General features: G+C 37.1%; 23 protein-coding genes. 10 read left to right on the top strand and 13 right to left on the bottom strand.

Annotated elements, in window-relative coordinates; all coding sequences use genetic code 11:
* Positions 1–322 precede the first annotated feature (322 nt).
* The gene (locus OPF91_RS18620) at positions 323–1,222 is read right to left on the bottom strand and encodes a DMT family transporter (RefSeq protein WP_264990438.1); all 900 of its coding nucleotides are present in this window, start codon (positions 1,220–1,222) and stop codon (positions 323–325) included.
* Between the two features lie 118 nt (positions 1,223–1,340).
* On the opposite strand from OPF91_RS18620, the gene OPF91_RS18615 reads away from it, so the two are divergent.
* Together OPF91_RS18615 and OPF91_RS18610 are read left to right on the top strand one after the other, a co-directional pair.
* Positions 1,341–2,063, top strand: coding sequence for an MgtC/SapB family protein (locus OPF91_RS18615; RefSeq protein WP_264990437.1), 723 nt, complete (start codon positions 1,341–1,343; stop codon positions 2,061–2,063).
* A gap of 14 nt (positions 2,064–2,077) precedes the next feature.
* Positions 2,078–3,055: a cation diffusion facilitator family transporter gene (locus OPF91_RS18610; protein ID WP_264990436.1), complete on the top strand. Its 978-nt coding sequence runs from the start codon at positions 2,078–2,080 to the stop codon at positions 3,053–3,055.
* Between the two features lie 75 nt (positions 3,056–3,130).
* On the opposite strand, the gene OPF91_RS18605 is transcribed toward OPF91_RS18610, so the two are convergent.
* The 5 genes from OPF91_RS18605 to pruA form a co-directional block, all read right to left on the bottom strand.
* Positions 3,131–3,826 carry a hypothetical protein gene (locus OPF91_RS18605; RefSeq protein ID WP_264990435.1) on the bottom strand — a complete coding sequence of 232 codons (696 nt, stop codon included), beginning with the start codon at positions 3,824–3,826 and terminating at the stop codon, positions 3,131–3,133.
* 153 nt (positions 3,827–3,979) lie between these two features.
* A complete protein-coding gene (locus OPF91_RS18600) occupies positions 3,980–5,143 on the bottom strand; it encodes an iron-containing alcohol dehydrogenase (RefSeq protein ID WP_264990434.1) in 1,164 nt (387 codons plus the stop codon).
* 427 nt (positions 5,144–5,570) lie between these two features.
* Complete coding sequence (locus OPF91_RS18595; protein ID WP_264990433.1) at positions 5,571–6,815, bottom strand: Glu/Leu/Phe/Val family dehydrogenase; 1,245 nt, start codon at positions 6,813–6,815, stop codon at positions 5,571–5,573.
* An 80-nt stretch (positions 6,816–6,895) separates the two neighbouring features.
* Positions 6,896–8,089, bottom strand: coding sequence for an ornithine--oxo-acid transaminase (locus OPF91_RS18590; RefSeq protein WP_264990432.1), 1,194 nt, complete (start codon positions 8,087–8,089; stop codon positions 6,896–6,898).
* 70 nt (positions 8,090–8,159) lie between these two features.
* A complete protein-coding gene (pruA, locus tag OPF91_RS18585; protein ID WP_264990431.1) occupies positions 8,160–9,704 on the bottom strand; it encodes an L-glutamate gamma-semialdehyde dehydrogenase in 1,545 nt (514 codons plus the stop codon).
* Positions 9,705–9,851: 147 nt separating this feature from the next.
* Here pruA and OPF91_RS18580 point away from each other — a divergent pair, with 147 nt between their 5' ends.
* Entirely contained in the window at positions 9,852–11,162 is a 1,311-nt protein-coding gene (locus tag OPF91_RS18580; RefSeq protein WP_264990430.1) for a sigma 54-interacting transcriptional regulator, read from the top strand.
* A gap of 36 nt (positions 11,163–11,198) precedes the next feature.
* Here OPF91_RS18580 and yugI read toward each other — a convergent pair whose 3' ends face one another.
* From yugI to OPF91_RS18565, 3 genes are all read right to left on the bottom strand, one after another.
* Complete coding sequence (gene yugI, locus OPF91_RS18575) at positions 11,199–11,576, bottom strand: S1 domain-containing post-transcriptional regulator GSP13 (protein ID WP_264990429.1); 378 nt, start codon at positions 11,574–11,576, stop codon at positions 11,199–11,201.
* An 88-nt stretch (positions 11,577–11,664) separates the two neighbouring features.
* Complete coding sequence (locus tag OPF91_RS18570; protein WP_264990428.1) at positions 11,665–13,278, bottom strand: hypothetical protein; 1,614 nt, start codon at positions 13,276–13,278, stop codon at positions 11,665–11,667.
* Positions 13,271–13,819 (bottom strand): RNA polymerase sigma factor, encoded by a 549-nt coding sequence (locus tag OPF91_RS18565; RefSeq protein WP_264990427.1) that lies wholly within the window; start codon positions 13,817–13,819, stop codon positions 13,271–13,273. The genes OPF91_RS18570 and OPF91_RS18565 overlap by 8 nt, the downstream gene beginning before the upstream one ends.
* 136 nt (positions 13,820–13,955) lie before the next feature.
* Here OPF91_RS18565 and OPF91_RS18560 point away from each other — a divergent pair, with 136 nt between their 5' ends.
* Entirely contained in the window at positions 13,956–15,284 is a 1,329-nt protein-coding gene (locus tag OPF91_RS18560) for a sodium-dependent transporter (protein ID WP_264990426.1), read from the top strand.
* A gap of 595 nt (positions 15,285–15,879) precedes the next feature.
* Here the strand turns inward: OPF91_RS18560 and OPF91_RS18555 are convergent.
* Positions 15,880–16,140 (bottom strand): DUF1871 family protein, encoded by a 261-nt coding sequence (locus tag OPF91_RS18555; RefSeq protein ID WP_264990425.1) that lies wholly within the window; start codon positions 16,138–16,140, stop codon positions 15,880–15,882.
* 73 nt (positions 16,141–16,213) lie between these two features.
* Between OPF91_RS18555 and OPF91_RS18550 the strand changes: the two genes are divergently transcribed.
* Complete coding sequence (locus OPF91_RS18550; RefSeq protein WP_264990424.1) at positions 16,214–17,383, top strand: MalY/PatB family protein; 1,170 nt, start codon at positions 16,214–16,216, stop codon at positions 17,381–17,383.
* Positions 17,384–17,477: 94 nt separating this feature from the next.
* Here the strand turns inward: OPF91_RS18550 and OPF91_RS18545 are convergent, their stop codons facing one another.
* Complete coding sequence (locus OPF91_RS18545) at positions 17,478–17,690, bottom strand: hypothetical protein (RefSeq protein ID WP_264990423.1); 213 nt, start codon at positions 17,688–17,690, stop codon at positions 17,478–17,480.
* Between the two features lie 19 nt (positions 17,691–17,709).
* A complete protein-coding gene (locus OPF91_RS18540) occupies positions 17,710–18,297 on the bottom strand; it encodes a peptidylprolyl isomerase (protein WP_264990422.1) in 588 nt (195 codons plus the stop codon).
* A gap of 150 nt (positions 18,298–18,447) precedes the next feature.
* On the opposite strand from OPF91_RS18540, the gene OPF91_RS18535 reads away from it, so the two are divergent.
* Positions 18,448–20,298: a transglycosylase domain-containing protein gene (locus OPF91_RS18535; protein WP_264990421.1), complete on the top strand. Its 1,851-nt coding sequence runs from the start codon at positions 18,448–18,450 to the stop codon at positions 20,296–20,298.
* A 360-nt stretch (positions 20,299–20,658) separates the two neighbouring features.
* On the opposite strand, the gene OPF91_RS18530 is transcribed toward OPF91_RS18535, so the two are convergent.
* Positions 20,659–21,222, bottom strand: a complete 564-nt coding sequence (locus tag OPF91_RS18530) for a DUF5366 family protein (protein ID WP_264990420.1) — start codon at positions 21,220–21,222, stop codon at positions 20,659–20,661.
* A 142-nt stretch (positions 21,223–21,364) separates the two neighbouring features.
* On the opposite strand from OPF91_RS18530, the gene OPF91_RS18525 reads away from it, so the two are divergent.
* From OPF91_RS18525 to OPF91_RS18510, 4 genes are read left to right on the top strand one after another with little or no spacing between them, the layout of a single operon-like run.
* Positions 21,365–23,776 carry a Na+/H+ antiporter subunit A gene (locus OPF91_RS18525; RefSeq protein ID WP_264990419.1) on the top strand — a complete coding sequence of 804 codons (2,412 nt, stop codon included), beginning with the start codon at positions 21,365–21,367 and terminating at the stop codon, positions 23,774–23,776.
* A complete protein-coding gene (locus OPF91_RS18520; RefSeq protein WP_264990418.1) occupies positions 23,763–24,185 on the top strand; it encodes a Na(+)/H(+) antiporter subunit B in 423 nt (140 codons plus the stop codon). The genes OPF91_RS18525 and OPF91_RS18520 overlap by 14 nt, the downstream gene beginning before the upstream one ends.
* Positions 24,185–24,526: a Na(+)/H(+) antiporter subunit C gene (locus OPF91_RS18515; protein WP_264990417.1), complete on the top strand. Its 342-nt coding sequence runs from the start codon at positions 24,185–24,187 to the stop codon at positions 24,524–24,526. Before OPF91_RS18520 ends, OPF91_RS18515 begins: the two co-directional genes overlap by 1 nt.
* A complete protein-coding gene (locus OPF91_RS18510) occupies positions 24,519–26,012 on the top strand; it encodes a Na+/H+ antiporter subunit D (protein WP_309297450.1) in 1,494 nt (497 codons plus the stop codon). The genes OPF91_RS18515 and OPF91_RS18510 overlap by 8 nt, the downstream gene beginning before the upstream one ends.

The raw sequence follows: 26,012 nt of genomic DNA, 5'->3' as shown, positions 1-26,012 counted from the left end.
AAAAGAGAAATCTGAATAGCTCAAATCTCATTGTTGTATCTGTCGCTTCGCTTTCGATACATAAAAAATTGCTGACGCTATGTTTCACTACGCTTTCGCACAGAAAACATTGCTGGCATCATATTTTAGTATGATGTCCAAAATTGTCTTACTTTATTGATTACGCTTTGTTTGTTCAGTTTTCAAGGTTCATATACATCGCAATTCTTTTAGCGACTTTTCTATCTTAACTTGTTCATAACAAGAAGTCAACAACTTTTTTCAAAAAATCATTTATCCTTGTTAAGGACAAGTAATAATATATAATACCTAAATATAAAAATCAAGCTTTTTTCTTAAAAAATTTCAAAAACATTTTTTCATCTACTACAAAAAACAAAATACCTACTATTACAATCAATCCACCAATAATTTGTGTTGCTATTAAATATTCTTTAAAAATGAAAAATGCTAAAACAGCTGCACCAATCGGTTCAAAAAGTATCGCAATAGAAACAACATTCGTGCTTACATATTTAATAGACCAATTAAATAAAGTATGACCAAACAGATTAGGAACAATTGCTAATAAAATAAACCATATCCAATCCATAGCAGGATAGGGTCCAAAAGATTCTCCTTTTATAAGTACATAAAGCAACAAAGTAATTGTACTCACACCATAAACAACCATCGTATACGTAACAAGTGATAATCTTTTACGTACATCCTGTCCAAATAAAAGATAAGCTGTAATAAGTGCACATGCTATCAATGCCAGCATATCACCGTAAAATGCTGTGCCACTTAGTTGAAAATCACCCCAACTGATTAACACACTTCCTATAATAGCGATAATTCCTGCCATAATCGTTTTTCCAGTAATTTTCTCTTTAAAGAAAAAGTAAGTACCTATAAACGCAAACAGTGGCTGGAGTGTAACAAGCACAGTAGAACTGGCTACAGATGTGTATCGAAGAGATTCAAACCATAAAATAAAATGAAATGCTAAAAATACACCTGCTATAGAAGAAAACAACCAATCTCTTGTCGTTAATTGCTTTAGCTCTTGTACATATTTCATAAAAAATATAGGAGCCATAAGTAGCACGGAAAATAACATACGATAAAATGCAATAACTCCAGATTCGGCATTGACCAACTTCACAAAAATGGCTGATAAAGATACTGAAATGACACCAATAAAAATAGGAATGTACGGATGAACTTTTGGCTTTTCCACAACAATACTACCTCCAGAAAATTCTTCTAGTAACTTAATGTAGAATACAACAAATAACGCTAATATAATAGTGACAACTTACATATTTCTGAGTAATCTGAAATGAAGGAGGGAATGTATGGAATTATTAATAGGCAACATGATTACATATGAAGTTGGTATCAAATTAGTCATTGCAGCTACGTTGAGTTTAGTGATTGGCATTGAACGAGAATTAAAAAAGAAACCAGTCGGCCTAAAAACAAGTTTAGTTATTGCTACTTTTAGCTGCCTCTTAACAATCATTTCAATCGAAACAGCGTACTCTACACCATCACGTCAAGATATCAATATTACAATGGACCCGCTTCGTTTAGCCGCTCAAGTTGTTAGTGGTATTGGTTTTCTCGGAGCAGGTGTCATTCTTAGACGTGGAAATGATAGTATTTCGGGCTTAACAACTGCTGCCATGATTTGGGGCGCTGCTGGCATAGGCATTGCAGTGGGAGCAGGTTTTTATATGGATGCTACGTTAGCTGTCATTATTATCGTATTTGGCATTGAATTTTTAGCGCCTTTCCTCATGAAAATTGGACCAAAACGTATGCGTATGCGTGAAGTATCACTCATTGTTCATATTAACGGAGATGAATATACCGAGTCATTTTTGCAGTTTTTACAAAGCAATAATATCATTATAGAAAATGTTCATATTAAAGATCTTTCATTTGACAATAATATTGTTTTACATGAATTAAACTTGCGGTTATCATTAATTATCTCAGATAATTTGTTATCTTTTTATCACTCATTACGTGCGATAGGATATATTAAAAAAATTGAGATGGAAATTTTAAACTAGTCGGAGGACTTTTCATGACAGCATTTTTTAAACTTTTAAAAGAAGGGAATAAGCCTTCCTTACTCGCAGCTGCCGTAAATGCTTTTTTAGGAATCATTAAAGGCATTGCCTTTTTCTTCACAGGCAATGTAGCAATGTTTGCCGAAATGATGCATTCTCTCGGTGATGCAGCGAACCAGCTATTCGTGTTTATCGGATCAGCACTTTCCAAAAAAGCGCCAACCAAACAATTTCCTACTGGCTTTGGACGTATCGTAAATTTAGTTTGCCTATTTGCTGTAATCATCGTTGCGATTCTTTCTTATGAAACAATTAAAGAAGGATGGCATCATTTTATTCATCCATCAGGTGAATCAAAAGGTGTGCTAATCGCATTAGGGGTACTAATGGTCGGAATTATCTTAGAGGGCACTGTATTAGCAAAAGCATCTGTTGAAGTATTACACGAAGCTGGTCAACCGAAAGCTGGTCTCGCTTCTATTCTGAAAGCATTTGCTTATTTGAACCGTGCAAAACCTGCTACGAAATTAGTATTCATGGAAGATTTAGTGGCTACTGGTGGAAATATTTTAGCCTTCCTTGCCATTATCATTGCTTACCTTACAGGTTGGGGACGAATTGAAGGGCTTGTCTCTATGATTATCGGCTGTATGATGTTTTATGTTGTAGGAAAAGTATTCCTTGATAATGCACGTGGAGTTATCGGCGAAACCGATCAAGAAATGCTCAACCATATCGCACATATTGTGATGGATAACCCAAACATTAAAGATATTGTACGATTAGAGGTTATTAAAGAAGGCGAATATTTACACGTAGAAGTAGTAGCTGAAGCAGATGCTCATTTATCACTCGCTTTTCTCGATGATGTACGAGATCATTTAACTGAGATTATTGCCAGCCAAAAAAGTGTATCGAAAGTAACTATTTTATTTGATGAGGATGATGGTCAAACAACTTGGACACATATTGGTGAAAAACCTGAACAATGAGCAAAAGGGCTTGTCCTCAAAATCATTTGAGACAAGCTCTTCTTATATAAAAATGAAGCATCTGTAGCAATATCACTAGTTTAGAGAATAGCTCATTTTTTCATAGGGTTTGACAACAATATTTTCAATGGAAAATGCTATAAATCTATCAAAAGGTATGACTGTACGAACTGCCTGTCGCTGAATGACAATTTGTGAAAATTTGAGTATCGCTGTACGATTGGCTAAAGCATATTCTTCAACACTTGTCATTTCTCGTCCATCTATATGATAACCTAAAACAAAATTCCCTGCGTAGGAATCACGTAAAACATTAGGATGCATCGATTGGTAATGTACTTCTACAACTGAATCCTCAGAATCCATCATTTGCTGTGCAATCAAATATCGCTTTAAAGCACCTTTTAAATCAACCGCAATTGCCATTCCTTCTAATATCGGACGATAATGAACCGGAATCACTTCTATTTTTGTTAGACACGGTCTTACTTCTGCGACAATCTCTCCTGAAGGATGTACAAATACTTTCACACTCGCCGTTTCGACACCATCAAATAGCGTAACAATCGCTTGACCAAAGCTTAAACTTTTAAAAAAGATTGTTTTATCTGCTATATATCCTGTAATACTTTTACGATTATCAATACGCATAAATTTCGCCTCAATACCTAACACTTCTACACAATTTTGTAGTTTATAAACATGTTGCTGAAATGGATTATTCACACTGTGTAAGGTCATGATACGCTCCTCCAATAGTTGTTTCAACATTTGCTTCTCCCCAATCTTTGTAGAACTTTGTCTCTATATTACTAGACGATGTTGAACAAAATCTGAACATTTCTACAAATAGTGAGCAAATACGACTATCACGAGCAAAAAAAAATACAAAGCTATTACTAGCTCTGTACTCTTTCATCCTTATTATAGCGCATTTTGTAAAATCGTGCGAACATCTACTTCCTGTAATTGCTTGAAGTTGCCAAATGGTCCATTTTGCATAGCATGTGCGACAATTTGCTCAAATTTCGTAGCATCAATCTCATAGTCTGCTAAACGGCTTGGTGCGCCTAATGAAGTCCAAAATGCTGATAAGCGGTCAATTCCTTCATATGCAACTTCTTCGAATGTTTTACCTGCTGTCTCGACACCAAATACTCTTGTTGCTAAACCTGCAAAGCGCTCTGGGTTCACAGAAACAACTAAACGCATCCAATGTGGCTGCAAGATAGCTAAACCACCCGCATGTGGAATATCATACACAGCTGATACCGCATGTTCGATATTGTGTGTTGCCCAATCTCCTCTTGAACCCATTGACAAAAAGCCATTCAGGCCAACTGTACCTGCTAATAAAATCGTTTCACGCAATGCCACATTTTCTAAATCCTCTACTAATTGTGGAGCAGCCTCCATAATAGCACGTAAAACGCCTTCACACATACCATCCGTCACAGCTGTATTCGTTGTATTATGAAAATATTGTTCAAAAATATGAGACATCATATCCACAATGCCGTACACCGTATGATCTTTAGGTACACTCACTGTATACGCAGGATTTAAAATCGAAAATTTCGGGAAAACAGCAGGATGGCCCCATCCGAATTTTTCTTCTGTCTCTGCATTTGTAATAACAGAGCCACTATTCATTTCAGAGCCTGTTGCAGCAAGTGTTAATACCGTACCTAGTGGTAGTGCATCTTGTACAGCTACCTTGCGGATTACAATATCCCATGCGTCTGCTTCATGCTTCGCTCCTGCCACAATGAGCTTTGCACAATCAATAACCGAGCCTCCACCAACTGCCAGCACTAGGTCAATGTTTTCTTCTTTACAGAGTGTAATCCCTTTTCTAGCTGTCTCTACACGTGGATTCGGCTCTACGCCACTCAATTCAAAAATAGTTTTATCTGCTTTTTTTAGTACCTCTACTACTGCCTCATATACTCCATTTCTTTTAATGCTACCGCCACCATACACAACGAGCACCTTTTCACCAAATTGTGTTAACTCATTAGCCAATTTCTCTAGTGTATCTGCTCCAAAATGGAGTTTAACTGGATTGTAAAATGTAAATGCGTTCATCCTATTCGCCCCTTTCTTGTTCGATTTTCTCATATTTCGAAAGATGAATGCAAAGATTTGCAATGACCTAACTAAAAACGAGTCATTCCGTTTCCATGGGATGACTCATTTGTGATTCGTTTGTATAAGATTCTCTAATCGCTGCTCTAGCTGTTTTTTCTTTTCTTTACGATCTTTATGCACTATTCGCATACGCCATATCAGTAAACTACCCAAAACAGCTATTATACTACAACTAATAATTATCATAATCATTGTTAAAATCCCTCTATCTGATGTATGTTCTTTTTAATGATAAAATACTGTGCTATACAAAAACTGAACGTGGATAGCTATTTAAGCTTAGCATATAAGAACATTTGTTTCCACTTTATTTTTATCATAAAAAAAGCCATCCCCTTTAGCAAGGGATGACTTGTTCTTTAGCTTACACCCAACCACGGAAGCGAGAAGCTTCTGCAGTGCGGCGAACACCTACCATATAGGCTGCTAGACGCATATTGATATTGCGTGTTGTTGCTGTTGTATAGACATTATCGAATGCTTCCACCATTTTTTTGTATAGACGCTCTTCGACTTCTTCCTCTGTCCAGTAGTAACCTTGGTTATTTTGAACCCACTCGAAGTAAGAAACCGTAACACCACCAGCAGATGCCAGTACGTCTGGTACAAGTAAAATGCCACGCTCAGTTAAAATTTTAGTTGCTTCAGCAGTTGTTGGACCGTTTGCTGCTTCTACCACAATATTTGCTTTAATGTTATGTGCATTGTCTGCTGTAATTTGATTTTCAATAGCAGCAGGTACTAGAATATCACAATCTAATTCTAATAATTCTTTATTGGAAATTGTGTTTTCAAATAAAGTTGTTACAGTACCAAAGCTATCACGACGATCTAGTAAATAATCAATATCTAAGCCTTCTGGATCATGAAGTGCTCCATAAGCATCTGATATCGCAATTACTTTTGCGCCTAAGTCATGCATGAATTTCGCTAAGAAGCTACCTGCGTTCCCAAAGCCTTGAATAACAATACGTGCACCTTTAATATCAATACCACGTTTTTTCGCAGCTTCTTCAATCACGATTGTTACCCCTTGTGCAGTTGCACGGTCACGACCTTGTGAACCACCAAGCACTAGTGGTTTACCTGTGATAAAGCCTGGTGAGTTAAATTCGTCAATGCGACTATATTCATCCATCATCCAAGCCATAATTTGTGCATTTGTAAATACGTCTGGTGCTGGGATATCTTTTGTAGGACCTACGATTTGACTCACTGCACGTACATAACCACGGCTTAGACGTTCGATTTCACCCATAGACATTTCACGTGGGTCACAAATAACGCCACCTTTACCACCACCATATGGTAAATCAACGATACCACATTTTAATGTCATCCACATGGATAGTGCCTTTACTTCTTCTTCTGACACTTGTGGATGGAAGCGTACGCCACCTTTTGTTGGGCCTACCGCATCATTATGTTGTGCACGGTAACCTGTAAATACTTTCGTTGTACCATCATCCATTTTTACTGGAATGCGTACTTGTAACATGCGAAGTGGTTCTTTTAATAATTCATACATGGCTTCATCATAGCCAAGTTTATGAAGAGCATCTTGAATAACCTCTTGTGTTGATGTGAATAGATTTAAGTTTTCAGACATTTCTAAATCGCCTCTTTGTTTTTAATGATAGTATTCGGCATCATTGTAACATATTTCCGAACTAGATTGTGAACATTTTGTTAATTTTTAAATACTTTTTCGATCTGTGCAATTGACCAATCTAAATCTTCTTGTGAAATCACAAGTGGTGGGGCAAAACGAATAACTGTATCATGTGTTTCTTTACATAATAAGCCTAATTCTTTTAGCTTTTCACAGTATGGACGTGCCGCTTCTGTCAGTTCCATACCGATGAATAAGCCACGACCACGTACCTCTTTAATAACTGGGTTGTTGATTTCTTTTAGTTTACCTTTGAAGTATTCACCAAGCTCTTGTGAACGTTCAGCTAACTTTTCATCTAATAGCACTTTAATAGATGCGATAGACACAGCACATGCTAATGGGTTACCACCGAATGTTGAACCATGTGAACCTGGATTGAATACACCTAAAATATCACGATTTGCAGCTACACAAGAAATTGGGAACACACCACCACCTAGTGCTTTTCCTAAGATGTACATATCTGGCTCTACGTTTTCCCAATCACTTGCAAACATTTTACCCGTACGTGCTAAGCCTGCTTGAATTTCGTCTGCGATGAATAATACATTGTTTTCACGGCATAGCTCACGTGCCGCTTTTAAGAAGCCTGCTGGAGGAATAACGATACCCGCTTCTCCTTGAATCGGCTCAATCATAAATGCCGCTGTATTTGGTGTAATTGCTGCTTTTAATGCTTCTAAGTTACCATAATCAATTAATTTGATGTTTGGTAACATTGGACCGAAGCCACGACGGTATTCTTCATCAGAAGATAATGAAACCGCTAACATTGTACGGCCATGGAAGTTGCCATTACATGCGATAAATTCTGCTTTACCATCTTCTACGCCTTTTACATCGTATGCCCAACGACGAGCTGCTTTAAAGGCTGTTTCTACCGCTTCTGCACCTGTGTTCATTGGCAATACCATTTGTTTATTTGTTAATTTCCCAACTAATTCATACCATTCACCAAGGTTTTCACTGTAGAAGGCACGAGAAGTTAATGTCACTTTATCTGCTTGCTCTTTTAATGCAGCGATAATTTTAGGGTGACGATGCCCTTGGTTTACAGCTGAATAGGCAGATAGCATATCTAAATATTTATTGCCTTCTGGATCTTTTACCCAAGCGCCCTCTGCTTCTGCAATAACGATTGGTAGTGGATGATAGTTAGCCGCACCAAAATTTTGTGTTTGTTCAATTACTTGTTGTGTTTTTGACATTCTTAAGTCTCTCCTTATTTGAAAAGTGGGAATTGCAAACAATCCCCACTTCCAATAATTTATTTAACAATTACAGCATTTCTGAAGTTGTTTTTGCTTGCATGTGTAATTGTAAGTAGTCTGGACCACCCGCTTTTGAATCTGTACCTGACATGTTGAAACCACCGAATGGTTGGTAACCAACGATTGCACCTGTACAGCCACGGTTGAAGTATAAGTTACCTACATGGAAATCTTCACGTGCTTTTTCAAGGTTGAAGCGGTTTGTTGTAATAACAGCACCTGTTAAACCATATTCCGTGTCATTTGCGATTTCAATTGCATGATCGAAATCTTTTGCTTTGGCAATCGCTACAACTGGACCGAAGATTTCTTCTTTCATTACACGTGCAGATGGATCTACGTCTGCAAATACTGTTGGTTGTACAAAGTAACCAACTGAATCATCTGCTGTACCACCAGCAACTAAGCGACCTTCACCTTTACCGATTTCAATGTACTCTGTAATTTTATTGAATGCAGCTTGGTCGATTACTGTTGCCATGAAGTTGCTGAAATCTGTTGGATCACCAACTGTTAATGTTTTTGTTAACTCTGCAACACGTTCTACAACTGTATCGTACACGTCTTCTACGATTACAGCACGTGAACATGCTGAACATTTCTGACCTGAGAAACCGAATGCTGATTTCACGATAGATTGTGCCGCAAGCTCTAAATCTGCTTCTTTATCGACAACGATTGTATCTTTACCGCCCATTTCAGCGATAACACGTTTAATCCAAATTTGACCTTCATTTAATACAGATGCACGTTGGTTGATGCGTAAACCTACATCACGAGAACCTGTGAAGCTAATGAAGCGTGTTTTTGGATGGTCTACTAAATAGTCACCAACTTCTGCACCAGAACCTGGTACAAAGTTTACCGCACCCGCTGGAAGACCTGCTTCTTCTAATACTTCGATAAATTTATAAGCGATAACTGGTGTTGTTGAAGCTGGTTTTAATAATACCGTGTTACCAGTTACTAAAGCTGCAACTGTTGTACCTGCCATAATTGCAAATGGGAAGTTCCATGGTGAAATTACGATTCCAATACCTAATGGAATATAGTCGTAACGGTTATATTCACCTGGACGGCTTTCAACTGGTTGACCGTCTTTAATGCGTAACATTTGACGACCATAGTATTCTAAGAAGTCGATTGCTTCTGCTGTATCTGCATCTGCTTCATTCCATGGTTTACCTGCTTCTTTTGTTAATAATGCAGAGAATTCATGTTTACGGCGACGAATAATCGCTGCTGCTTTGAATAATACGTCAGCACGAATAGCTGGATCTACTTTTTTCCAAGTTTTGAATGTTTCATCGGCTGCTTGCATTGCTTTTTCTGCTAAATCTTTGCTCGCTTTTGATACACGACCGATAACTTCTGTTTTCTTTGCTGGGTTATATGAAACAATTTTATCTTCAGTTGTGATACGTTCGCCACCAATAATTAGTGGATAATCTTGCCCTAAATAACTCTCAACTTTTTTCAAAGCCTCTACATATGCGTTGTAGTTTGCTTCTTGAGTAAAATCTGTGAATGGTTCATGTTTGTATGGAATCATACGGTAAAATCCTCCTAGGTGAGATGTAGTTTAGTGTACAAAAAACATTGACGCAAAATATCTTTGCGTATAGAATATGCTTACAATTAATATAATGCAAAATTCCGTTGCATATTTCAAGTAAAATTTTTCGAGGTGCACATTTTTATGAAATCTTTTGAACCTTTACGACCGTTTTATGAGTTTATTGCAACAAATGTATCCGTTGGTATTCATGCCGTGAACCTATCTGGACAAACCGTTATTTACAATACAAAAATGAAAGAAATCGAGGGCTTTCACTTTGACGAGTTAGCCGATCGTTCGATTATTGAAATGTTTTCGTTTCGTCAAAATGAAAGTACATTAATACGTGTATTACAAACTGGACAAAAAGAAATCAATGTCAAACAAACGTATTGGAATAAAAATGGTCATGAAATTACGACCATCAATGATACATTCCCACTTTATGTGGACGATCAATTAATCGGTGCTATTGAATTTGCTCGTGATATTACATCACTGGAAAAATTAATTTATCAGCCCCTTCGACGTTATGGTGAGCCTTTGACATTTGAGAGTATCACGGCTGTATCTGAAGAGATGCAACAAGTCATTACCAATGCTAAAAAAGCCGCAGCAGTCAATTTACCTGTCTTATTAATTGGCGAATCTGGTACTGGGAAGGATTTAGTTGCAGAAGGTATCCATCATGCAGCATCTACTGATTCTGAAGCATTTATTACCCTTGTTTGTCGCCGTTCAGATCATTCTGTTATCGACACATTGCAAAACTTATTGCAGCATAATAAACCGTATACGTTATTCTTTGAACGCATTGATTTTTTAAGTCTCAACATGCAGGAGCAATTACTTGAAATCATTCAGGAATTGCCACAATCCACCTATATGCTAATTGGCAGTGTTGGTAGTGATCCAATCGATTTAGTCGCTGAAAAAAAGCTATTGAAATCGCTTTACTATTTCTTTGCTAAAATGGCCATTACCGTTCCTACGTTAACAGAGCGAAAAGAGGATATTTTGCCGTTTGTTGATGATTACTTTAAACGCCATCGAGAACGCTTTGCCTCCAATGTGGCAGAGCTTGCTCCTGATGTCCAAGAACTATTTTTACAATATGATTGGCCTGGTAATTTAAAGGAACTAGAGTTATTATTGGACGAAATCGTATCGTTTATGACAACAGAAACGATGGTAACTTCTGATTTATTGCCTTTACATTTTCGCTTTAAAGTACAGCAACAGGATGATGTGTCTCATAGGAAGCCTGAATTTTTCATGTTCCATCAACAAAATGATGTGATGCCATTAGATGCCTATTTACGTGAAGCTGAATCTTATTATGTACAAAATGTATTAAATTTATATGAGGGCAATATTACAAAGGCCGCCACTGCACTTGGAATGAGCCGTCAAAACCTACAATATCGCATTCGTAAAATGAAAAATCAATAATAAAAACGAGAGGCCCAGAAGAGCCTCTCGTTTTTATTATTGTCCTGATTGTTCAATCCAGTCCTGTAATTTGTCTTTTAGAGAATTAAACCCATTCGCATCAGCTTCATCTACACGATCCTGTAATGATTTACGGGGCAATACTTCTTTTTTACGCACTGTGGTTGGACGTTCTTGCAACGCACGAATCGATAAGCTAATTTTTTCGGTTGTCTCGTCAATTTCAAGGATTTTCACATCCACATCCTGCCCAACCGTTAAAAATTCACTCACATTGCTTACAAAGCCATACGTGATTTCAGAAATATGCACGAGTCCCTGTGTTTGCTCATCAAGCGCTACAAACGCACCATATGGTTGAACACCCGTCACTTTTCCCGTTAGCACATCCCCTACTTCATATTTGTTTGCCATAACCTTTGCCCACTTTCCTGTTGTTTACTACGTATATGTCGCCTTAAATTATACCATACGTATAAAAACGGGGCAAAACATCATCCCATTAATCTAGAATAGCTTCAATACGATAATAGCCGTTATTATTACGAGCTAATCTAATTCTGAACTCTTTCTTAGATGCTTGATGTTCATTATCTACACGCAAAACCACAGTTGGCTGTACATCACCTGTATATTCGCCAATTTGACTAAAATAACTCAGACGATTCAGCTTAGACAGTTCACCCATGTTGGCATCCGGTAACAATAATATCGCTTGTAATGTTTTGTCCCCTCTTTCCAACGCATAAACATATAGCTGAACAAGATTCACTGGATGTAATTGATTAATTACTGTCTCACCATTTTTTTGATACTGCTGATAAATTTGCTGAATTTGCTCTCTATCTGTCTCAAGTATATCAGTAAAGACATAGTTGCTTTCATCAAGAAGTACTTTGAGTCGCTCTCTCCGTTGGTAAATGGAGCTCATAATATCTGTACTAGTGAGATTTGTAAATGTCTTTGAATGATTCGATTCTTGTAATTCTACTAGTATATCTTTAGCTGTAGCTTGCATGACACTACTATACTCCCCCGATACCATTTCTTTTAAAAATTGTATATAATCTTCCCGCATCGTTCCATCTTTATCAACCGCTGGATACTTAGTTGTTCCCTTTAAGATGGCGAGCCATGTATTGACAAATGTTTGTTGAAGAACCTCATATTCTAATAATTTTGTATGAGGAGTCCCAGTTAATGTATATTGTATATAATTTAACGAAAGCATTGTCTCCTCTTTTGTATAACGTAAATCGTCCCCTAATAATAGATAACCTTTTTGCAAATACTCAAAATAACCAAAGACAGCTGGATCTAATTCGGTCAAGGACTTTGGTGAAAGCTCTCCACCCAGTATATTACTGACGAAATAACTCTCTCCATTGGCATCCACTTGCAACACCATAAATTGCTTATTTGCAGCCTTTAGGAGCTCTTGTAATTTTGCTGGATACTGGCTCTTATCTGTTGTTTTCCGAATTTGCATTTGATATGGTTCAAGTGCTTGATTGTAATACAGTTCAAGCTCCTTAGCTGATTTTTCATATAAACGATACACTTCAAAGGATTCCTCAAAAGTAAGCGATTTTCTATTACCAATCATTTCAAATGCCCTTCTTGGTGTCATTAATTCAGAAAGAATGGCTTTCTCCGCGTTTTCAAAAAAATAAGGCTCCGTTCCTTTTTGTTTAGCAGCACTTATATAATATTCCAATAAACGATCTGCCTTCTGTATAAATGCAAATGACTGTAATGTCTCACTTGAAACTTTGAGCTCTCTTTTAATTTGATCCTTTTTACTATTATATTTTTTAGTGATCGTTTCAATCCATTTTTGATCAGTTACATCTACAGACAACTCCTTTGCACTATTCCGTTCTTCAGGCTGTGCAATCACATAAGTAGCTGTTAATAAGCCTATAACAAATAGACTAGCAATTGCGGTAAGCCACACAGTTGGTTTTTGCCGTCTTGAAGGTGGTTGTACAATCTTTTCTAGTTTTTCTTGTTCTTCTATTTGTGCAAGAACCGCATCTGGATTCAACTGTGGCTCTAAACGGTCATAAGTTTTTTTTAATAATTCCATCTGTTGATTAAACTGCTTATCATCCATGTTCAGCATCCCTCTCTTGCATTAACAAAATTTTCAACTTTTCCTTTGCTCGCATGATACGTACTTTAACAGTTGATAGTGATATCCCTAAAACTTCTGCTATTTCTTCGTATTTCAATTCATGAAAGTAAAATAATATGAGTGGATAACGATATTTTTCATCTAATAGCTGAATCGTATTGTGTAATTTTCGATCCTCCTCAAAATGCAACACATGCTTTTCCGCTGATGGTATATGTGCTCCCGCCTGTACTCGCAGCTTTTCCTCCTTCTCTTGTTCTCGCTGTTCCTTCCGATAATAATCTCTTGTTGCATTCAAAGTAATTTTATAAAGCCATGTTGTAAAGCGGTCTTGTTGAAATTGATCTAAAAAGCGATAGAGCTTCACAAAAACCTCCTGTGCGACATCTGCTAAATCATTGTTATGTACGCCACATTGAAAGGCAAACTTCTCGACTGTACGTTGATGCATTTTAATTAGTGCTATATAGGCATTTTTATCCCCTTGCCGTGCTTGTTCAATTAGCTCCATTTCTGTCACAACAATCCCTCCTTCCTCTATAAAACGTAAGCTTTTTATCAATTGTTACAAACATTTAAGAATTTTCAACGATTCGGTTGTGTTATCAAAATATTACTGTAGAATAGAATTTTAGTAAAAAGGAGGTATTGTTTTCGTGTCATCAAGAGATCAATTTACTACTAAAATCGGCTTTATTTTAGCCGCTGCTGGCAGTGCCATCGGTTTAGGGGCTATTTGGAAATTCCCTTATATGGCTGGCACTAATGGTGGTAGTGTCTTTATTTTATTATTTATTTTATGTACGTTCATTATTGGACTCCCTGTTTTAATCGCTGAATTTATGATTGGTCGTCGTGGTCAAAGGGATGCGGTGACTTCTTTTAAAATACAAGCACCGAAAACACCATGGTATTTAATCGGCTGGGGTGGCATGATTGTCGCAGGGCTTATTTTATCATTTTACAGTGTTGTTGGAGGGTGGATTTTAAGCTATTTAGGTCGCTCACTTTCACTGCAACTTCATGCAGCCAATTATGCGGAATTGTTTACATCTATTATTACAAGTCCATTTGAGGCTGTCTTTGTTCAGGGCTTATTTATGCTCTTAACGGTTGTCATTGTCGCAGCGGGGATTAAAGGTGGTATTGAAAAAGCAAGCACATGGATGATGCCATTGCTATTTATCTTTTTCATTATTTTAGTCATTCGTTCATTGACATTGGATGGAGCAATAGAAGGTGTTAAATTTATGTTTGTCCCTGATTGGTCATATTTCAATAGTCAAACATTTTTAATGGCACTTGGTCAAGCCTTCTTCTCATTAAGCGTCGGTATCGCTGTGATGATTACGTATGCTTCTTATTTATCTAAAACCGAAAAAATTGGTAATTCTGCTGTCAATGTAGCTTCCATGAACATTGTCATTTCCTTACTGGCAGGACTAGTGATTTTTCCAGCTGTTTTTGCACTTGGCTACACACCTGACCAAGGACCAGGACTCGTCTTTATCATTTTACCCGCTGTCTTTGAGCAATTGCCGCTTGGTGGACTATTTTTAACTATTTTCTTTGTGTTATTGTTATTTGCTACGGTTACATCCTCTATCTCCATGTTAGAAATTGTCGTAGCCATTGCCATTGGTGAACAGCATGAAAAACGTAAAAAAATAGCATGGCTTGGGGGAATGATTATCTTCATGATTGGTATACCAAGTGCACTCTCATTTGGTATCTTATCGGATATTCACATTTTAGATCGTTCTATTTTTGACTTTGTAGATTTCTTAACCAATAGTATTGCGATGCCAATCGGTGCATTACTCATTTCCATTTTTGCAGGTTATTATTACACGAAAGATATATCACGTCAGGAATTAGCAACATCTAATTTGATGTTCATAATTTGGTATATAGCGATTCGCTACATTTCTCCCATCGCTATTCTTATTATCTTTATTCAAGGTATTTTACCGCTCTTCCAATAAAAATAAGGTTGAAAAAAGATGCTGTCATTAACGAAAAAGCACTTTGAGCACAGTAAGGGTTGATTTCCGTTCCGCCAGCGTCCTTTCCAGGGGGCATCCGATGAGCCGCTTCACTCACTACGTTCGCTCCAGGGTCTCATCTGTGATGCGCATCCCCTAGGAGTGACGCTGGCTCCACTCCAATCAACTATTCTGTAAAAGTGTTTTTCTCACTATTTCCCAATCAATAAAAGGATAGATAATGATTTTCTTATTTAAATGCGAAGAAATAGCTTTTTATAATCATTATAAATAAAGTGAGCAGTGAATACTTTTATTGTTGTCAGTAGAAAAATGGCTAAAAAGAAGCTACTTTTGCGAATCGGGGTGAAGACTACTTGACTCCCATAGACAGTGAACAGACAAGACTCTAAAACCCACAAGATTTTAGGCATAAAGTAAGTAACTTTATACGAAAGTGAAGTACAACGCTACGTCAACACTAAAGCAAATAACCCCTCACAGAAATTCCATCACAAAAAATCTTATTGTCACTTTTGTTTTTCAACAACATAAAATGAGGTTGTCACTCTGATGCAGTGACAACCTCATTTGCTTAAATGATACATTTTGCCTCAAATTTGATGGCAATTAATTTATACGAAATAGCGACACATTCTTCAAATGGAATCCACTCTTCAAAAGAATATTCATATGTTTCTTGGATGGTTTTTGCAAGAGCGGATGGATCATCAATACTTTGTAATGCTGCTACAACATCAGCTATTTCTGTATCATAACACTCTGGACCTAAATGAAATGGGTCCCAACTCTCTAATAGATGAACCGCTGTTCGATTCATTTTTATATTTTCCAAAATACTCACCTATTATCCTTTACTACTATTTGATATGATACCATAGTAAATAAAAAAGAAAAGAGTGATTTGCTTGTCTATTTTCGATGAAACAATTAATCGCCGTTGTACAAACTCTGTAAAATGGGATGCAATGGAAGGAATCTATGGTATTCAAGATGCCTCAACTATTCTATCAATGTGGATAGCTGATATGGATTTTGCACCTCCTATGGCTGTCTCAACAGCTTTACAACATCATGCAGCGAATATGGTATTAGGCTATAATTTTGTGAATGCTCAAACAAAGCAAACGGTGGTGGATTGGCAAAAAAATCGTCATCAGTGGACGATTGAGAAGGAATCCGTTCTTTTTTGTAACGGTGTTATTCCAGCATTAGCAAACTGCATTACCGCATTTACGAACCCAGGCGATAAAATACTGATTTCACCACCTGTGTACCCACCGTTTGCGATGATTCCTAAAAATAATCAGCGAGAGGTTGTACGCTGTCCGCTTGTAGAAAAAGATGGCACGTTTGTTTATGATTTTGAAGCTTTTGAACAAGCACTTGCCCAAGATATTAAATTGTACATATTATGTAATCCACATAACCCAGGAGGCTATGTATGGGATGAAGCGACATTAAAAGAGATCGTTCGACTTTGTGCAAAATATGATGTGTTGATTGTTTCTGATGAAATTCACGCTGATTTAATGTTAGGCGATTCTACACACCTTCCTTTAGCTAAAATAGCAGGCGATGAAATAAATCGTATCATTACATGTATGGCTCCAACTAAAACATTCAATCTAGCAGGCATTCATATAGCGTATATGATTGTGACAGATAAACAAAAACGCACAAAGCTAGAAGCATTGAATATGGCGAATGGTCAGGGCTCTATCAATACATTTGCACCTATTGCATTGGAAGCGGCTTATACAGAAGGCGTTACTTGGTTAGATGAGCTTCTTGCTTATATTTCAAACAATATGGACTACGTCATTGCCGAGCTAACAGCAATAGAGGGGATTCATATTGTGAAACCACAAGGCACTTATTTATTATGGATTGACTACCGAGCATTAAATTTAGATGAAAAAGAGCTAATGAAACGTCTATTGGAAGTTGGGCAACTAGCATTAGATCCTGGAACAAAATACGGCGAAGAAGGTCGTGGCTTCTTACGCATGAATGTTGCTTGCTCATTCGATACGATAAAGGATGCTGTGCAACGCTTCAAACGAGTATTTCAATAAAGTGAACCTTCAATCGGTGGGGTTTTTACAGCCTGTTAATATGAGATAAAGCACAAAGCACCTGCTAGCAAATTGTTGTAGCAGGTGCTTCTTTTTATTTTGTTTGCTGATTGTCTGTCATTTTTTTCTCAGCTAGAATACGGTCTTCCAGTTCTTTTGATTTGATTTCCTGCTTCTTTGAAATTCTTCGTAATACCATAAACACGATAATACATAAAATAAGCATAAGTAAAAATTCAAATGCTGCTGGAATATAGCCTGATTTATCTTCTGGAAAATATAAAAATTGATAGATGAAGTGCTCCATGTGCTCACACCCTTATTGATTATTCAAAAATCGTGATGGATTCAATTTTCACATCTTCTAATGGCTTGTCACGGTAGTCTTTTTCTACATCAGCAATTTTATCGACAATATCCATACCTTCTACAACATGACCGAATACTGTATGCTTATGATCCAACCAAGGTGTTCCACCATTTTGTGCATATGCTTCAATAATCTCGTCTGGGAAGCCAGCACCTTGTAATTGACGTAGCATATCGCTTGGTAGGTGCTTCATTTGTACAATGAAAAATTGAGAGCCGTTTGTGTTTGGACCTGCATTTGCCATTGAAAGTGCACCACGAAGATTGAATAGATTTTCAGAGAACTCATCTTCGAAAGAATCTCCCCAAATCGATTCACCACCCATACCTGTACCAGTTGGGTCACCACCTTGAATCATAAAATCTTGGATAACACGATGGAAAATAATGCCGTCATAATAACCTGATTTTGCATGTCCTAAAAAGTTCTCAACTGTTTTTGGTGCATGCTCTGGAAACAATTTAATTTTAATTGGTCCTGCTGTTGTTTTCATTTCAACAAGCACTTCGCCTGCTTGTACGTCTGTTGTTAACTGTGGAAACATAAAAGTCTCTCCTTTAAAATAAATAATTTTCTTCACTGACCTCATTCTAGTCTAACACACTTCTTACTGGTTTTCTTTATGAAAGTATTGACGATTTTTGTACTTTTGTTATTCTGTTAAAGTATTCCTATTCAATGAACGGAGATAACTATGAAAAATATTTTTGGCTTTGTTATCATCATTCTATTTTTCCCTATTCTTTGGTGGATTAGCACAAGCATTTTAGCTGAGCTTACTACAGCACAAGCACATCAACAACAAATAGAGAAAACCATCCATCTTCCTGAAATGGCTGCTCAATTACCTGTCACACTAATCGATCGTCATGGGCAAGTATTTAGTGAAGAATATGTCGAATGGCGAAAACCACTTCCACTACAAGATATTCCACAAATTGCCCAGGAAATATTTATTGCAAGTGAGGATGTCGATTTTTATGAGCATATTGGCTTTGATTTAAGTGCGATTATACGTGCCGTTGTTGTCAATTCCAATACAAACACTAGCTCTCAAGGTGGTAGTACCATTACACAGCAGCTTGTACGAATGCGTTATCTATCTGAAGAAAAAACGTATGAACGAAAATTAACAGAGTTATTTTATGCGTATGAATTAGAAAAGCAATTTGATAAGGAAGCCATTTTATCAATGTATTTGAATGAAGCTTATTTTAGCAATCAAGTATATGGGATTGGTGGAGCAGCGACCTATTATTTTCAAAAGCCTTTACAAGAATTATCGATTGCAGAAATCGCCTTTATCGCAGCAATTCCCAACAACCCTACATTGTATAATCCTTTAAAAAACTTTGACAATACAAAGGCACGACAAGAACGATTGTTAGATATACTTGTAGCCAATGGAACCATTACACAGCAAGAAGCAACCAATTATAAAGCAGAAGCCATTACCTTAACAATTAAAAATAAGGTGCAAAATAATCCTATGTATAGCACCTATGTATTACAAGAGCTGAAATGGCTAGTAGCTGAGCAAGAAGGCTACACAGAATTATTAAAAAATGCAAAAACAAAAGAGGAACAGCAAAATATCACAACACAATTAACCAATCGTATTAACTATTTATTGCAAAATGGAATCACCATCTATACAGCACTTGACCCTGATAAACAATTGCAGGATGAGGAGCAAATAAATGCTCTATTAGGGGAAGGACAATTACAAGCAGCGAGTGTCGTTATTGACAATCAAACACGAGAAATTGTTGATGTATATGCAGGTAAAAATTATGAGAAATTTGATTTTCATCGTGCTTTTCAAGGTACTCGTCAGCCTGGTTCTGCTTTTAAGCCCCTAGCTGTCTATGCACCACTTTTTGAAACAACCACTTCTACACCTGATTCGATTGTCAATGGTGGTCGTTATTGTATTGACTCGTTTTGTCCTCAAAACTATGGAGGCTATCTTTACGGTGATGTTTCTATTCGCACTGCATTTCGTCATAGTTACAACACATCTGCTCTACGCCTTTTCAATACGGTTGGGGTAGAGACGGCATTTAGCTATTTAGATCGTTTCCATTTTCGCTCACTTGTTGCAAAAGATCACACCTATGCTACTGCTTTAGGTGGTTTAACATATGGGGTGACACCTTTAGAGCTAGCAGATGCCTATACAAGCTTTATCGATGGCTCCTATAGTCCCTCTCATAGTATTCGCAAAGTTGTGGCGGCTGATGGGACAGACCTTTATACATGGGATACGACACGTACACCCATTTGGTCCCCTAAAACTGTACAATATATGCGTGAGCTGCTCGCTGATGTTGTGAGCAATGGAACAGGTCAAGGCATTTACAGCTCCAGCCATTATGTCGGGGCTAAAACAGGAACAACGAATGATTACCGGGATTATTGGCTGGCAGGCTTAAACGACCATTATACAGCCGCTGTATGGATTGGCTATGATCGCCCACAATCCATGCAGGAACTTGAACAGCTACAAATTCATCACCAAATTTTCAATGTGTTACTACAGTAAAATATCTTTTAAAAACAAAGTACCCGATAGACAGCCTATCGGGTACTTTGTCATTCTATCTGACTGTTCTTTCGTTTCCATATAAAGTAATAGCCCACTTCACCAACAACGTATAAAAAGAGCAATCGTGAAAATAGTTTGAAATCAATACCGTCCAAGAAAACATAACAAATTGCTACACCTAAACCCCATCCTAAAAGAATAAACAGAAAGTGGTTAATTCTCATCTTTACATATTCATGCTCACCCTTGAAAATTGATTCAATTAATTACATCACAAAAATCAATAAAATTCCTTTTTTCAGAAAGTTAATATAAAAATATCCCCTGTAAAATAAGTACATCCTACAGGGGATATTTTTATTGTGTAAACGGTAGACTAGCTAAAATACCATTATATAATTTTAAAATAACATATGCTAAAAGAAAAATAAGTACCATCCATAGACAAAGCTCAAAAATTAATAATCCCACTGTGCCACCAATCGATAAATAATGACTCATTTTATACACGACATACACAAAATAAATACATATTGTGAGTGCAAAAACGCCGATTAACATCACAAAGGATTGAATGACAAATGCCGAGCAAATCGCACCAACTAATAAAATCAGATAGCCACTTCTAGCTTGATGAACAGTTGTGCCATCTAAATCCTTTGAAAATAGTAGCATTCCCAGCTCATGAATCGTTTCGCCTACAAGTTTTAAGGCTGAAAACAGCATAAAAAAAAGGGTAACGAAGACAATTAATAATAAAATGCGTAACTCTAAATCAGAGACAAATTCACGCAAGCCTGAATAAACACCGATTACTTGAAAAAGCTGTAATGATTCACTTACAGCATACATTCCAAACGTCAAACTAAACAATAAAATCGTTATTAATGGCAAATAACCATAAAGATAGGGGTTCTTCATAAAAAATTTTTTCCTCTTATTTTCGTAATCTTTTCCTATTTATTAATATAGCGAAAATCCTTATGTCCCTGCAAGAGGTCGTATGCATTCACTATAAAATTACGTTATACTTAATTTATTCTGCGTGTAAAGGAGGGCTTTCATGTTACAAGTGCTTACTATTTTTATTCCTATGCTTGCGGCTATACTTGTGCCGTTTTTCTATAAAATCATGAAAAACATTCATACAGGCTGGTTTGTTCTAGCAGTACCTGTGACACTTGCTATCATTTATAGTACATATATTGCAAAGGTGATGGAAGGTGACGTATTTTCAGCAACACTTCCATGGATTCCTTCACTCGATATTGTGTTTGTCTCTTATTTAGATGGGCTTAGCCTATTATTTTCATTACTCATTACAGGTATTGGCTCATTAGTTGTACTGTACTCGATTTTTTATTTGGATAAGCAGAAAGAAAAGCTTCACAATTTTTATGTTTATTTATTATTGTTTATGTCTGCCATGCTAGGTGTTGTGCAATCTGACCATCTCATAACACTTTATTTCTTTTGGGAGCTCACTTCGATTTCATCTTTTTTACTCATCGGCTATTGGTATACACGAGATGCCTCTCGCTTTGGGGCATTAAAATCGATGATGATTACTGTTGGTGGTGGATTAATGATGCTCGGTTCCTTTATCCTACTATCCATTATGGGCAACACGTATTCTATTCGTGAATTAATCGGAATGATGCCTGACCTAGCACAGCACCCGTTCTTTACCTGGGCACTCATACTATTATTACTAGGGGCTTTTACAAAGTCTGCGCAATTTCCATTTTATATTTGGTTACCTGATGCAATGGAAGCACCGACACCTGTTAGTGCCTATCTTCATTCTGCCACAATGGTCAAAGCAGGCATTTATTTAGTTGCACGCTTCACACCGATTTTTGCCATTTCAGAATTATGGATATGGCTTGTCACAGGAATCGGCATTGTCACATTATTCTGGGGTTCATTCTTTGCAGTGAAACAAACAGACTTAAAGGGCATTTTAGCTTTTTCAACCGTTAGTCAGCTCGGTTTAATTATGTCTCTACTTGGGGCAAGTGCTGTAGCGATTCATAGTCAAAATGCACCTGAAGCAATCAAATATGCCGCATTCGCAGCGATATTCCATTTGATTAATCATGCCACATTTAAAGGCAGCTTATTTATGATTGCTGGTATTATCGACCATGAAACAGGCACTCGGGATATTCGTAAATTAGGTGGTTTAATGAGTATGATGCCACTTAGCTTTACAATAGCAGCGATTGGTAGTTTTTCCATGGCTGGATTACCACCATTTAATGGATTTTTAAGTAAAGAAATGTTTTTAACAGCTATGCTTGCTTTACGCAATTTTGACTTTTTTGGCTTTGATACATGGGGAACACTTTTCCCAATTGTCGCTTGGCTTGCAAGTATTTTTACATTTGTTTATAGCTTTTATTTTGTGTTTAAAACATTTGCTGGGCATTACAAGCCTGAACAGCTACCACGTAAACCACATGAAGCGCCAATTGGTATGCTTATTGCGCCCATGTTGTTAGCTTTGTTCGTGATTGTGATTTTCTTTATTCCAAACGTCATTGGGGATATGTTTGTCAAACCTGCTGTACAAGCGATACAGCCATTTTTATATGATACACCAGCAGCAGTTGATATTCATGTAGCTGCATGGCATGGGCTGACACCCGAACTATTGATGACGATTGGTATTGTTCTTATAGGAGTGCTCTTATTTGTGTCATTACCAAAATGGCAAAGCATTTATCAGCATTTTCCACAGACCTTTACATTGAATAATGCTTATGACAAATTCATGGTAGGTTTAGATGTCGGCTTAAATCGTCTATCTCGTCGTTATATGATTGGCTCCATGCGCCATTATTTACTCTATATGCTCGGTAGTATTGCCATCATCGTCATCGCCTCTTTAATTTTTAAAGATGCTTTCACGGTTTCATTCGATGATGTCGCACCGATTCATCCATATCATATTATTTTAATCATCGTATTGGTGATTGCGACCATTATGACTATGTTAGTTAAATCACGTTTAGCAGCCATTATCGGACTTGGTGCGGTTGGTTATACAGTAGCCTTATTTTTCGTCATTTTTAATGCACCCGATTTAGCTTTAACACAACTCGTCATTGAAACGATTTCAGTTGCCCTATTTTTACTTGTTTTCTATCACCTGCCTGAAATAAAAAGAAAAAGTGCTACAGCTCCATTTAAAATAGGCCGTATCCTTATTTCTGTAGCAGTTGGTTGTATGGTCACACTTGTTGCATTATCTGCACACTCGCAAAAGCTAGTGCCGTCTATTGCAAAATATTATGAGGAAACAGTTCATGATTTAGCAGGTGGTGGCAATATCGTCAATGTGATTTTAGTGGATTATCGTGGCTTCGATACATTATTTGAAATTACCGTGTTAAGTATTGCGGGAATGGCAATATTGGCAATGATTAAGCTACGAATGGGGAAAAAGGAGGGACAGCATGAAAACAAATGATGTGATTATTCAATTCACAGCGAAAATTGTCTTTTTCATTATTTTCTTCTTCTCCATTCATATTTTTATGGCTGGCCACTATACACCTGGTGGCGGCTTTGTCGGTGGACTCTTAACATCTAGTGCTATCGTATTACTCGTACTTGCCTATGATTTGAATACGGTGCGTACGGTGCTGCCGATTAATTATATTCACCTCATTGCGACAGGCTTATTATTGGCTTTAGGCACAGCAGCATTTCCGATGTTTATCGGTAAACCATTTTTTACACATTTCTTTGATTACTTCACTTTACCATTAATCGGTAAAACATCTTTGCATACAGCCATGCTTTTTGATGCTGGTGTGTATTTAGTTGTTGTTGGTGTAACAATGACCATTATTCAACGAATTGGAGAGGATGACTAATGGAAATACTTTTAGCATTTGTCATCGGCTTTTTGTTCATGGCAGCTACTTATTTACTGTTATCGAAAAGTTTATTGCGTATTATTATCGGCACTGGTTTATTAAGTCATGGTGCACATTTATTGATTTTAACGATGGGTGGACTTGGCGGTGAAGCACCACCTGTTTTAACAGACGGTGCACGAGACTTTGCTGATCCATTACCACAGGCACTCATTTTAACAGCCATTGTCATTAGCTTTGGCGTAACAGCCTTCTTCCTTGTGCTTGCTTATCGAACTTATCAGGATTTAGGAACAGATGATTTAAGTTTACTGAAAGGAAGTGATGAGCTTGAATAACTTCCTACTCTTACCGATTATCATTCCATTTTTCTTTGGTATGCTTTTAATCTTTGGACAGCGTAAACTTGTCTACCAACGTTCTTTCGCATTAATCGGTATTGGACTTGCCTTACTATCTGCTATTTCTTTACTATTTAAAGTCAAAACGGATGGCATTCAGCTTGTGACATTTGGTAATTGGCCTGTACCATTTGGCATTACAATGGTGGCTGATATGGTATCTACATTGCTTGTTACCACAACATTACTTATTGCCTTTTTTGTGATTTGGTACGGCTTTGGCTCTATTAATAAAGAACGTGAACGTTTCTTTTATTATCCTGGCGTGATGTTTATTGTGACTGGTGTAAATGGTGCTTTTACAACAGGTGATATTTTTAACCTTTTCGTGTTCTTTGAAGTGTTATTAATGTCCTCCTATTTATTAATTGTACTTGGTGGTGAAAAAGAGCAGTTAAAGGGCTCTATTAAATATATTTTGATTAATGTCATTTCATCTGCCTTATTTGTCATTACAGTCGCTTTCCTTTACTCTGTTGTGGGAACATTGAATATGGCCGATATTGCTAGCAAAATAGCTGCTATTCACCAGCCAGGGATTATTACCGTTATTGCTGTATTGTTTCTTATGGTATTTGGTCTAAAGGCTGCTATTTTTCCACTGTATTTTTGGCTACCAACTTCTTATCACGCAGCACCCATTCCTGTACTCACATTGTTTGGTGCATTGCTGACAAAGGTCGGTATTTATTCAATTATGCGTACCTATACCTTGTTTTTCGTCCATGATTTAGGCTTTACCCATCAATTACTGATGGTGTTAGCGATTTTCACGATTATTGCAGGTTGTATTGGCGCACTTGCTTACTTTGATGTAAAACAAATTATTATTTACAATATCGTCATTGCCGTTGGTGTGATTTTATTTGGTGTAGCCCAAATGAATGAGACAGCTTTAAAAGGAGCGATGTTTTACCTTGTCCATGATATGCTCATTAAAGCAGCTCTCTTTATGCTAATTGGTATGATCATCACCATTACAGGTACATCGGATTTACGAAAAATGGGTGGTTTGTTGAAAAAATATCCTGTTCTTGGCTGGAGCTATTTAATCGCCGCATTCGGTTTAGCTGGGATTCCACCTTTAAGTGGCTTTATCGGGAAGTTATTAATTGCGAAAGGTGGCTTTGAAGCGGGCAATATGTGGAGTAGTGTTTTTATTTTAGCTTCTTCTTTGCTTGTCTTACTTTCTGTTATTCGCATTTTTGTTTACGCTTTTTGGGGACAAGAACAGCCTACACATACACAGCAAACAATGGATAAAAAAACATATCGTACATTATTTATACCAACGATTTTCGTTGTCTTCATTTCCATTGTGTATGGTGTTGGTGCTGAATGGATAACTCCTTTTATGGATGATGCAGCCAAACTATTATCTGACCCATCTATTTATATAGATGCTGTGTTAAAGGGGGAGTAG

The organism is Lysinibacillus piscis, assembly GCF_026012395.1.
GTDB lineage: Bacteria > Bacillota > Bacilli > Bacillales_A > Planococcaceae > Lysinibacillus > Lysinibacillus piscis.
The sequence above is the reverse complement of the archived record's forward strand: the minus strand, read 5'-3'. Positions and strand labels throughout refer to the sequence as shown.